This window comes from Phycisphaerae bacterium (assembly GCA_024102815.1).
In the GTDB taxonomy this organism is placed as follows: domain Bacteria; phylum Planctomycetota; class Phycisphaerae; order UBA1845; family UBA1845; genus JAGFJJ01.
In genome coordinates, this window is the sequence record JAGFJJ010000056.1 from 37,792 (window position 1) to 49,861 (window position 12,070).

Consider the following 12,070-nt stretch of genomic DNA (forward strand, 5'->3'; position numbering starts at 1 on the left):
TAAGGTGAATAAGGCACTTTCATATCTTCAGAACGAGAATTGGGACGATGATCCACCTGCATGGTACATTATTGGGAAGCCCACGCAAGGCGGTTCACAGTAAACGTGTTTGGGCGACCAGAGCTTTTGCTTACTGCGGCGGAATCGACGGACTGTGCGACATATTCGCCGACCCCGACAGCGACAACCGCTACGAGGAATTCTACTTCCTGGCCGACGACGGCCGACAGCCTTGACTTGTGGGCGTCCACTAAGCCCCTCCTACAAGAGAGCGGGGACGGCCCAATTTGAGAACCAGGGATGCGATAGCGGCGAACTTCGCAGGGTCTTTTGGACTACCTCGAGTTGTATGGCCGCGGCGAGCTCGAATCGGCCATCACCGATCGCAAGCCGATCCGCGCCTTGAGCGGAGCAGTATCTTGCTCTTCAGGGACCAATTCGCGTATCCAATCGTGTGTCAGCCGTGAAGCTGCCGATCCATGGAGACCGTCAGGGTGGTTTCGCATTCCGTCTGCCGGTTCCGCGCCCATAGGCCGCGGAAATGGAGCACGGTCACTCCTGTAGTCATACGCCCAGAGTGTTGCTGCCCTATGAGCCTCGTCGAACGCACGATGCGGCCGACAAAGCTGCTCGCAAGAAGCCCGCGCGTGCAGTACGCTATTGGGCGAGGCAGCCAGATGTGCGAGTAGACATTCCCTTGATTGACAGGTGATTCACAGGAGCAAAACGATGTCTGAGAGTCTTTCGCTGAAGTCGTTAATCGACGCCGTCCAGGGGACTGGCGCGGCCTTGCGCTCGTGCACAAGATTGCAGCCGGCGGGCGGAGAAGGGACGAAGGTATTTCCTCCCACCTACGAGGGCTCAGCTTACGCCGTGGAGAAGCGACGCGTTTGCAGGGGCGAATCGCAATCGGAGATCGTGGACTGCGTATTGCTGGACTCGGTTCAGTCCCAGGCCAACCGCATGGAGGAAGCATTGCAGCTCGCGATCGACAGCGGCCGGCTTGAGAAATCTGGCGTTACAATACCGCTGGTCGAAGTCGATTTTACGTCGTTCCACCCTGGTGACGGCAAGCCAGAGGAAATGAGGCTTCTGGACCCCGTCGGTACTGTGAGCTCACTCCAGGCGCCGCATCGAATCGCGGATGCGATCCTGCGCGACAGCAACTGCGATGGTGTGCCGTTTCGCCAGTCCGATATGGGGATGGCTGTCAGCCGTGCGAGCCTCCGCGACGCCACTGCTCTGCTAGGCCTCTGCCCCACCGCATTGCTTTTCGGCATGTGGGACTCGACTGGGCCGAAAGGAGGCCTCGGCGCAAAGTTCGAGAGAGCCCTGGTGAGCGAGATCGTAGGGATCAACGCCGTCTTCGGGCTGAAGACGAGCAGCCGAATCGATCCGCTTGGCATCCAACTTAAGGCTGGTCCGCTGTACAAGGCAAGCGATGACAACAAGACTTCTTGGACTCTTGCTGAGGCCAATGCGAAGCGTGAGGGACAAAAGGCCCTTTTACTCGGCAAGGACGGCCGGCCATCCGAAGCGAATCATGGAAACATCACGCCCTCCCTATCGGATCGTGACCCCCGGACCAACGAGTACCTTGCCGGCGGCGCGACGATCGAATACGCAGAACAAACGACGGTCTTGTCCTTGCCTGCTCTTCGCCGTTTGCGATTTCCCGTCGATGGCGAATTCGACGCTCAGGTCGAGACTATGGCTCGAACCGTGCTAACGGCTTTGGGTCTCACTGCCGCTACGCTGGCGGCTGAGAATGGGCTGGACCTCCGTTCGCGATGCCTCTTGTGGTCGTCCGAGCCCCTCTCATGGGAGCTGCTCGGGCGGCCGGGAGAAGCCCCGAAACGTTTCACGCTGGATCCCGACTCGGCGATTGCGTTGCTCAAGGAATCGACCAACGAGGCCAAGCGGCTCGGCCTGCCGTGGATGGAAACGCCCCTCGTCCTCGTGCCCTCGGATGAGTTGGTCCAATTGGTCGTGAGAAGCCAGCGGCTCGCCATGCAACAAGGCGGTGATAATTAGAAAGGCGGTGGAAAATGGCTTCGTTGGTCATCGGTTGGGAGTATCTTTCCGGTTGCGCGGTCGCAACGGATCCGGGAAACCGAGAACGAGCCGAATGGCCTCCACATCCGGGACGGGTCTTCATGGCGTTGTCTGCAGCATGGTTCGAAACGGAGCCGCCCCGGAACGATGAAGAGCGGACCAGATGGGAGGAGGAAGGCAGGGCCCTGGAGTGGCTTGAGTCTCTCGGCGACCCTGAGCTCGTACTGCCCGCGGTCGACGAGCGATTCGAACGAAGCAATGCCACTGTATTCGTACCCGTCAATGACAAGGCCGGGGTATCCACGGCAAGCCTGCAGTCGACACCGGCTTTGACGAGAAGCAGACAGGCGCGCATGTTTCCTCGGATATGGGTTGGTCACCACGCCTGCTGCATGTATTGGCCGGATGCTCTGTTAAGTGGCAACGAGACCTACTTCTCGGCGCTCGACCGGCTGTGCGCGAAAGTGACGCGAATTGGGCACTCCTCATCGCTCGTTCGGATGTGGGCAAGTGACAGCAATTCTACCGTTCGCGATGCCGGCGAAACTTGGGTGCGCGACGACGAAACCCCCGAGCAGCACTGTCGTGTATTCCGTCCCGGGCTATTGAGGAGCCTGCCGGACCAAACGAACATCCGCAGCATCCTCACTTTTGCCAACCTCGACGAGCGTATTCGAGCGAGCAAGGGTCGACAGCAAGCGCAGGCCAAAGCGGACTATCAAGCTCAGTTCGGAGAAAAATGGAGAAGCTCCGCCCTTCCACCGTCTCTGCTGAGACCGAGGCTGGGAATCTCAAAGGGCTATCGTCGCCAAGGGCTCGGAACGATTCGGCCAACAATCGCGCAGAGTCACTTTGACTCAGACGTGCTCATCCTGGCGCAAACCAAGGGCCCTCGCCTGTCGCTCGTGTCGACGTTGGCGCTGACCCAGGCGCTTCGAAAGAAAATCATGAGCGAGTGCGGAATTCAGCCTGTTCCTTCATGGGTCAGCGGACATGAATCGAATGGTGATCCGCTACGGAGCAATGATGACGGGCACATGGGATACGTTGCGCTGCCATTTGTCGGATCCGATTATGCTGATGGGACGATACTCGGCCTCGGGCTTGTATTTCCCCGTTCGATTCCTAGACCGGAACGAGGCTCGGTGCTTGGCCGTCTGCTGGTCAGCATGGAGGATTCGCAGCTAACGAGCGCCGAGGTAGACCTGCCACTCGGCCCACTAGGACTGTGGACCCTGCGTAAGCGAGAATGGTCCGAAAGGCGGGTCGCACTTCAACCCGAGAGTTGGACTTCGCACCCGGACGGGGCAAGGACCTGGGCTTCCGTGACACCCGTGGTGCTGGACAGGTTCCCGAAATCAGATCGAGCGAGAGATCGAGCTGCGTGGTCACAAGAAGTAGCTCTGATTGTCATGGCAGCGTGCGAGCGCATCGGCCTGCCACGGCCGATCGCGATAGACCTCGGCACTTCCTCTTGGCACCGTGGAAGCCCTCGCGCGACCGGCAAACGCCGCCCGCTTCGCGAGTCCGGCGGCGAGTCGAGCGGCTCAACTGCCGCGCTCGGAGACGGATTCCCTCCGTTCCCCGCCCGGGGAACGAACGCTCCTCGCCCTCAGGTACACGTGTGGTTGCGCTTCGCGGAGCCCGTCGTGGGTCCCATTCTGTTGGGTGTTGGTCGATACCAGGGCTACGGCTTCTGCAAGCCCCTCAGAGAGAATTGGTGATGGCTGACCTGACCATTGGTCACTTTGATGAATTCTTCCGGACGATGAACGGCCACGAGCCGTATCCGTGGCAGGCTAAGCTGGCGGAAGAGGTCACTTCTGGGGAATGGCCCTCGACGATCGATTTGCCCACCGGTTGCGGCAAGACTGCGTGCATCGACGTGGCCATCTTCGCGCTTGCCTGCCAGGCTACGATGGCTGTGGAGCAACGCGTCGCTCCGCGCCGCGTCTTCTTCTGCGTGAATCGGCGTGTCATCGTCGACGAGGCGTACGACCGCGCCCGGCGCCTTGCTTGGCGTCTGTGGGAAGCCGAACAGAGCGGTCCTGCGCCCCTTGCAGAAGTGGCGGCTGCGCTCCGGTCCGTTGCCGGGGCGCATCCAAGTCCGAAGATGCCTCCAATTGACGTGCTCGAGCTTCGTGGCGGGATCTATCGCGACAACCGCTGGGCGCGGTCCATCGCCCAGCCAACGATCGTATGCACCACGATCGACCAAATCGGATCGCGGCTGCTCTTCCGCGGGTATGGGGTGTCGTCCAACTCGGCACCGATCCAAGCCGCCCTGATCGCTTACGATAGCCTTGTCTTGTTGGACGAGGCTCACATCAGCAACCCTTTCCTTGAGACCCTCAATTCTGTACGTCGGTATCTCGATCCGGCGAAATGGTCCGAAGGAAAACTCGGCCTCCGCCCGATGACCGTCGTCGCGATGACGGCTACGCCTCCGAAGGGCGCAAGTAATCCCAGCGCCATCAGCCTTGGACCGGCCGACCGCGCCCATGCCGAGCTCAAGCGCCGCCTCGGCGCTAGCAAGCTGGCTAATCTCCGGCTTATCGATGACAGGAAGCTCGTCGGGGATGCAGTTGCCGAAGCCATTAAGCTGGGGAGCACCGACCCTGCGGCCATCGGCATCATTGTTAATCGGGTGGCTACCGCCAAGGCCGTATTCGAGAATCTTCTGGCCGCATGTACGGAGTCAAACCCAAGGGTTCCTGCGGTGCATTCTGGCGCAGTCGTCGAGTTGGTCATTGGCTCAATGCGCCCTCTTGACCGCGATGTTCAGGCAGAGCGCCTCGCAAGTATCGTTGGCCCAAACCGTCCCGCTATCACCGAAAAAACCAGCTTTGTCGTTTCGACGCAATGTCTCGAGGTGGGCGCTGACTACGATTTCGACGCGCTTGTCACGGAATGCGCATCGCTTGATGCTCTGAAGCAGCGATTCGGGCGGCTTAACCGTGCGGGGCGCCTCAAACAAACAATCGCCGTAATCATGGCTGGCAAAAAGAGCGTTGACTCCGAGGACGCGATCTACGGCGAAGCCTTGGGCCACACTTGGCGCTGGCTGGATGGTCACGCCAAGGAAATAACTGTAAATGGCAGGAAAACCAAGACGATCGACCTCGGCATTCACGCGCTCGGCGAGGAATTGAGGATCCACACGGGAGACGGATCCCAAATTCCAGGAGAGATGCTCACACCCTCTTCAAGCACCAATGCCCCGGTCCTGTTGACGCCTTACATTGACCTCTGGTGCCAGACGTCGCCTCGCCCCGTACCCGATCCCGACGTTGCCCTCTTCTTGCATGGACCAGACCGCGGCGAGACGGACGTACAGGTTTGCTGGCGAGGCGACATCGGATCTGGATCGCCTCCTGAGCAATGGTGCGACGTCATCAGTTTGCTGCCGCCAACAGCCACCGAGTGTATGCGCGTGCCGATCGGCCGACTGAGAGCTTGGTTGACGTCGGACGATGCGCAACCTGAACTCGCTGGGCGTGGCGATACCGATCTCCTCGGACAAGCCCAGGAAGAAAGCCGGCAGTCCGGACGCTTTCGAGTCGACGGCGTGGTTTGGCGCGGTAGTGAAAGATCGAAGCGCCTGCTCGAGCTGCATGAGGGGGATGACCTACGCCCCGGTGATACGATCGTTCTTCCCGTTGCGGCAGGCGGCTGGAACGAACTGGGCCATGTCCCGCCCGGAGCCCCCATCGATATTGCCGAGCGCGCATCTTATGTAGCCCATGGCCGGGTGGCTCTTCGGATCCACCCGTCCATGAATGAAAGTTGGCCAGCTGGCGAGGCCCTCCGGCACCTCCTCGATCGAGCTACGCATTCTGATGAGCCGCCGACTGATCCCGAGTGGCGGAATCTGCTCGCCGCCGCCGCGGACGAACTCGGCACGGGACAAACGGTGGGTTGGTGCTTGCAATGCCTTTCCGCGGCCTCCTGCCGATTCCGGGCGGAGTGTTATCCGGACAAGCGGGGTTGGGTGCTGACCACGCGCGATCGAGTCGGTTCAAATTCGGTGTCAGGCCTGCCCGCACTTGATGACGGCGAAGACGCGCCTTCGCGATTGAATCGCGAGGCTCCAGTGCTACTTAGCGATCATGCCGACCATGTCGTTCGTGCGGTCGAGCACACCCTTTGTCTGGTTCGGCTGGAGGGCTTAACTGCGGTCTTCCGCACGGCAGCGAAGCTGCACGACCTGGGGAAGGCGGACGAGCGATTCCAGGCTCTGATGCGGCGCACTGACCGTACGGATGCATGGTTGGTGGCCGGACTATCTGGAGAGTTGCTGGCGAAATCGGATGGGATGCCATTGAGCCTGGATGAACACATTGCTGCCCGGCAAAGAGCCGGAATTCCCGGGGGTTTTCGCCATGAGACGCTTTCACTACAACTGGCCGAACTTTCCGGACAGCTCTCGGGCACGCCGGAGGGCGACGACCTCGTCCTGCACTTGATTGCCGCCCATCACGGTTTCGCGCGTCCTTTTGCCCCTGTTGTGTTGGACGATGAGCTGCCCGGTGTCAGAGTGAATGGCATCAGCCTTAGCTCTCGTGATCGAGCTCAGCTTGTCCCCGCGCACCGGCCGGACTCGGGGATCGCCGAGCGATTCTGGTCGCTCACCCGACGCTACGGCTGGTGGGGGCTTGCCTACCTGGAGGCCGTCTTCCGCTTGTCCGACCAGCAGACCAGTGCCGCTGAGGATCAGGGCGAGATTGGGATTGCCGACCGAGACCGTCACCCAGAGGTGTTCGCATGAAGGCCAACAACACCCGCCATTCCGGAAACGGGTGCAGCCAGCCTGGTCATCCCCAAGACACGCTGCAACTCCCCGGATTGGATGGATCAAACCCGCTCGGTTTTCTTGCAGCCCTCGGCTTGTTGCGCGTGCTTGCCGAGTCACGTGACCATCGCGCCGTATTCATGCATTGGGTGGAAGGCCCCGGAACCTGGGTGCCCGAAATCAGTATTCATCCCGCTGGAGAGCTCAGCGAAGATGACGTGCTTGACCATCTTTCCGAGTCCCTTGCCGCAAGGCTGAGCGATCACCCCGCGCAGTTGCTGGAGCGCTTCAAGCGCGCTGGAGACGCCGTCGAGGAGCGCCAGAAGATTTTTCGTGACGTATACTCCCAATGTGACAGGCTGGACCATGGGACTATGCATGCCAACTGGCTTGCTGCATTGGCGAGCGACGCCGCGCCTGCGGACGCGATCAACCAGCTTCAGACCGCTCGACGCGACTACTATCTCAAGAACATCGCCTCCGTAATCGAACGGACGACCCGTGACCACCTCCAGCGGGCAATTTTCCGGCCGTGGGATTACGCCGACGCGCTGGACAATCAGTCCTTGCACCTAGATCCTGGCGAAGATCGTCGTCATGCCCATCAATGGAACCAGCCTTCAGGGGACCCGGACCGCAAGCGTTCGGGAGGAATGCTCGGAGCCAATCGACTCGCCATCGAGGCGATTCCGCTGTTTACGTCTATGCCCGAGAACGATGCGATGCGGACAATCGGATTCACGGGGAACCGCAGCCATGACACGCGATGGACGTGGCCGATCTGGAGTGTGCCGATTCCCCTGTCGGTCGTTCGGTCCATGCTCGTGATTGCCGAGTTGCAGCAGTCGTCTCCTGGTCCCACGGATGTCGCGTCGTTGCGCGCGAGAGGAATTGTGGCCGGATTTCGCACGAGGCGGATTCTGGTAAACAAGACACCGAATTTTACGCCCGCACAGCGGATCGCATAGTTGGCGGGACCAACTTCCTCTCCGTGGGTTAGGGCTGAAGTACTGAACTCTTCCCGCCGATCTTTGACAAGTGAATAGCGCTCTGGGGCCACGGAGGTGAGCCATGACGGCCGAAATCGTTCCCCAGGAGTGGAACGAAGCGGACCTGCTCCCCGTCCGCATGCTCAACGAGTTCGCCTAACCCACGGAATCAATCTATGGAACGCTTTTGATCGCGTCGCGCAGTTCGCCGCCGCGGCTCAGCCCGATCGTTGCCTTACTCTCGCGAAGGAACTCGTGTTCGCCAAGGGCAACAATCAGCGGACCATGCTACGACGCAATGGCTCTCCCCCTTCGGCCGTGCTCGCCTCAATGAGTGACCTGTTCCCGCGGGTTCAGGCGGCCACTCGACTGGACGAGCTGCTTGGTCTGGAAGGAAATCTCGCCGCGCAATACTTCCGACACTTCGGTGGGATGCTCAGGCCTCGTGATTTCGATGCCGCGTGGGACTTCACTTCGCGGAATCGCCGCCCGCCAAAGGATCCCGTGAACGCGATGCTCTCCTTCGTTTACGCCATGCTGACAAAGGAGTTCACCGCCGCATTGCTGGCGGAGGGCCTCGATCCCTGGTGGGGCTTCTATCATCAGCCTCGCCACGGCCGACCGGGCCTCGCCCTTGACCTCATGGAACCGTTCCGACCGCTCGTCGCGGACTCTGCCGTGATCACCGCCGTAAACACAGGCATGTTGCGGACCCAGGATTTCGTCACCGCTGCTGGCGGCTGCGTCCTGAAACCCGCCGGCCGCAAAGCACTGATCCGCGCTTATGAATCACGCCTCGATCAGCTCGTTACCCATCCGGTATTCGACTATCAATGTTCTTGGCGAAGCATGGTCCGCATGCACGCCCGGCTCTTCAGCCGATGGCTTCGCGGCGACATTCCGCAGTACGCGAGCATTATTACGAGGTGAAATGACCTCACGACGGCAGTATCTCATCGCCTACGACATCAGCGACGACAAGCGCCGCACGGCGGTCTTCAAGCTGCTAATGGGCCAAGGAGACCATGTGCAGTTCAGCGTTTTCCTTTGCTCTCTCAACGAAACCGAACTTGCCCGCGTCCGCGGGCGGTTGGCGGAACTGATTCACGCGAGGGATGATCAGGTGATCTTCGTGGACTTGGGACTAGCCGAAAACAAATGCGCGCAGCTATTCGATTGCCTTGGAAAGCCGTACAATCCTCCGTCGAGGGTGCAGGTGATATGAACCGTGTCGCCGATCGCGAGCGGTGGAGTGGTATCCGATTTCCGGGATCCGCTCGAACCCCTTGGAAAGAAAGGAGATATGCTCGTAACGCTGGACGTTCGGACTTCGACCCATTTCATCTTGCGGACCACCGCTCGATTCAGCGGCCGCAAGTGCTGGACTCTCACGGGTTTACAGAGTCGGCCATTTCCACGACCTCACGGGCGTGGCCCCATTGAAGCCAGTTGCGACGCCAGCGACCCGTCATGCGCCATGGTCATTTCCACGACCTCACGGTCGTGGCCCCATTGAAGCATGGTCAACTGGCCTTTCGAAGATGTTGGCGAACAAATTTCCACGACCTCACGGTCGTGGCCCCATTGAAGCTCGGCCATGCGTTCCTGAGCGAGCATCATCGCCAAATTTCCACGACCTCACGGTCGTGGCCCCATTGAAGCTAGACGAACTCATAAGACACGTCGTAGGCGCCGCCATTTCCACGACCTCACGGTCGTGGCCCCATTGAAGCATCTCCGCGGTAATGTGCTGCAGGCAGTCATCGCCATTTCCACGACCTCACGGTCGTGGCCCCATTGAAGCGACAAAAGTGTGCCAGTGTGGCATACTTTATATGTCATTTCCACGACCTCACGGTCGTGGCCCCATTGAAGCTGGTCGACCGGCAGGCTGACGCGCTCGGTGTGCGGAATTTCCACGACCTCACGGTCGTGGCCCCATTGAAGCACGTTGGGGCTGACCGCTTTGGCCGCGACGCCTTGCAATTTCCACGACCTCACGGTCGTGGCCCCATTGAAGTACGGCCATGCCCACCGTGATGAGTGCCATCGTCACGATTTCCACGGCCTTTCGGTCGTGGCCCCATTGAAGCGATCACATCACGTCGCAGATGGCCCGGGCCAACGGCCATTTCCACGACCTCGCGGTCGTGGCCCCATTGAAGCAGCCATTCCCGCCGATGGTCCAGGGCCTTCCAGCCATTTCCACGACCTCACGGTCGTGGCCCCATTGAAGCCATGGTTGCAACGATTGCGTCTTGAATCGTCTTCCAGATTTCCACGACCTCACGGTCGTGGCCCCATTGAAGCCTCGTCGCCCGCAGGTGTCGCTACGACGCGCCGCACACATTTCCACGACCTCACGGTCGTGGCCCCATTGAAGCAGCGTGTGAGGCACGGCCCAGTCGCGGAAGGCCATGATTTCCACGACCTCACGGTCGTGGCCCCATTGAAGCGCCAGGGGCTCGGGCCGGGAACGGTCGTAGGTGGCGGATTTCCACGACCTCACGGTCGTGGCCCCATTGAAGCTCTTTCAGCCAGGCCCAGGCGTCCGCGAGGGTGTTCATTTCCACGACCTCACGGTCGTGGCCCCATTGAAGCGTACCGGACCTCAAGCAGATCAACTCCACCGTCCAGCATTTCCACGACCTCACGGTCGTGGCCCCATTGAAGCTGCGGATTCGTCGGATTGCCGTACGGTTCGGCGTCATTTCCACGACCTCACGGTCGTGGCCCCATTGAAGCAATGCGATAAAACATGCTTCCTTATGAGAAGCTGAATTTCCACGACCTCACGGTCGTGGCCCCATTGAAGCTTTCCTCTCAAGTGGTCTGTCCTTGGCGTCTCCGCCATTTCCACGACCTCACGGTCGTGGCCCCATTGAAGCGTTGCGAGGCGGGGGTTGGTGGCTTTCGGGCTGCCTCATTTCCACGACCTCACCGTCGTGGCCCCATTGAAGCTAATCCTGCCGGCGGCGCTCGGCGTCGACCTGATCCATTTCCACGACCTCACCGTCGTGGCCCCATTGAAGCCATTGCGTCAAGCATCTCGACGTTCGTGGGGATGGCGATTTCCACGACCTCACGGTCGTGGCCCCATTGAAGCCAGGCGGTCGAGTCGGGCGACATGCTCGCCGAATAAATTTCCACGACCTCACGGTCGTGGCCCCATTGAAGCACCAATCGCCCGCCTTCATCGCGTCATTGCTCGGGATTTCCACGACCTCACGGTCGTGGCCCCATTGAAGCGGCCCGATCGGATTTGTGAAGTAGGCGTCCAGCTCGATTTCCACGACCTCACGGTCGTGGCCCCATTGAAGCGCTCTGCACCAGCACGACCGCGAGATCTATGCGGCATTTCCACGACCTCACCGTCGTGGCCCCATTGAAGTACGGCCATGCCCACCGTGATGAGTGCCATCGTCACGATTTCCACGACCTATCGGTCGTGGCCCCATTGAAGACATCGATCAGCGATCGCGTGCTCAAGTTGACCTGCACGGCCGAAGACATGGTCCCGCTGGCGGTAGCCGCAGCATTCGACAAAGGCATTCACAAGTGGAACCCTACCGAGCGGGCCGAGCTCATGGCCGAACTCGACGCCGCCTACTTTCACCTCTACGGCCTCAGTCGCGACGAAGTTGAATATGTCATGTCCACCTTCGCCGGGGCTTCGAAGGCGGAGCAATTCGATTTCGGCGATGCGACGACGGCCGACCTCGTCCTTGAGGCATATGACGTGCTTAGCAATTAGACTCTGTCTGTGCGTGTAAAGATCTCTTTCTCTGGGGGTTAGAGCCGCGGCGGCAAGCAATAGTCAAAGGGGGAGAAGCATCCGTCGATCGCCTCACTTGACCAATCCCCCGGCGGCGATGATCATTCAAAGCCAAGCCTTTGAACTGAGGACCTCAACCGTCCGTAGCGGAGCCAGACATGCGCAGCGCTGATCCCTTCCGCAGAACTCAATTTCTAATTGGAATCCTGATCGCGGGCCTGTTCCATCCGGTTACTGAAGCACTCGGTCAGGGGTGCACCTGGACAGGGTGTGTCCCGGCATGCACCGACGACGCGGCGCCGCCAGTGTCAGGTGCCGGAGACAAAATCACCTGCCCGGTCTTTACCATCCCACCGGCTCCCCCTTTCCCGCCGGCAGACAACCGCACGTACGTTTACAGCGAGACGATCACCCAACATTGTCAAGTCGACGGCAAACCATGGGGGAAGGAATTCCGAT

8 protein-coding genes and 1 CRISPR repeat array are annotated in these 12,070 nt (G+C 60.2%); all 8 genes read left to right on the forward strand.

What is annotated here, in order from left to right:
* The first annotated feature begins 47 nt into the window (after positions 1–47).
* The 8 genes from J5J06_13875 to J5J06_13910 all read left to right on the forward strand — a co-directional run bounded on the left by J5J06_13875 (position 48) and on the right by J5J06_13910 (position 11,590).
* Positions 48–236: a hypothetical protein gene (locus tag J5J06_13875; GenBank protein ID MCO6438178.1), complete on the forward strand. Its 189-nt coding sequence runs from the start codon at positions 48–50 to the stop codon at positions 234–236.
* A 493-nt stretch (positions 237–729) separates the two neighbouring features.
* Positions 730–2,034 (forward strand): type I-U CRISPR-associated protein Cas7, encoded by a 1,305-nt coding sequence (cas7u, locus tag J5J06_13880; protein MCO6438179.1) that lies wholly within the window; start codon positions 730–732, stop codon positions 2,032–2,034.
* A gap of 14 nt (positions 2,035–2,048) precedes the next feature.
* A complete protein-coding gene (gene cas5u6u / locus J5J06_13885; GenBank protein ID MCO6438180.1) occupies positions 2,049–3,779 on the forward strand; it encodes a type I-U CRISPR-associated protein Cas5/Cas6 in 1,731 nt (576 codons plus the stop codon).
* On the forward strand, positions 3,779–6,823 hold the full coding sequence (cas3u, locus tag J5J06_13890; GenBank protein MCO6438181.1) for a type I-U CRISPR-associated helicase/endonuclease Cas3: 3,045 nt from the start codon (positions 3,779–3,781) through the stop codon (positions 6,821–6,823). The genes cas5u6u and cas3u overlap by 1 nt, the downstream gene beginning before the upstream one ends.
* On the forward strand, positions 6,820–7,815 hold the full coding sequence (locus J5J06_13895) for a hypothetical protein (protein MCO6438182.1): 996 nt from the start codon (positions 6,820–6,822) through the stop codon (positions 7,813–7,815). The genes cas3u and J5J06_13895 overlap by 4 nt, the downstream gene beginning before the upstream one ends.
* Before the next feature lie 129 nt (positions 7,816–7,944).
* Positions 7,945–8,766: a CRISPR-associated endonuclease Cas1 gene (gene cas1, locus J5J06_13900; protein MCO6438183.1), complete on the forward strand. Its 822-nt coding sequence runs from the start codon at positions 7,945–7,947 to the stop codon at positions 8,764–8,766.
* 1 nt (position 8,767) lies between these two features.
* Positions 8,768–9,061, forward strand: coding sequence for a CRISPR-associated endonuclease Cas2 (gene cas2, locus J5J06_13905; protein MCO6438184.1), 294 nt, complete (start codon positions 8,768–8,770; stop codon positions 9,059–9,061).
* 185 nt (positions 9,062–9,246) lie between these two features.
* Positions 9,247–11,300: a CRISPR direct-repeat array (repeat unit 36 nt; unit sequence ATTTCCACGACCTCACGGTCGTGGCCCCATTGAAGC).
* Positions 11,301–11,317: 17 nt separating this feature from the next.
* Positions 11,318–11,590 (forward strand): hypothetical protein, encoded by a 273-nt coding sequence (locus J5J06_13910; GenBank protein ID MCO6438185.1) that lies wholly within the window; start codon positions 11,318–11,320, stop codon positions 11,588–11,590.
* Positions 11,591–12,070: the final 480 nt, after the last annotated feature.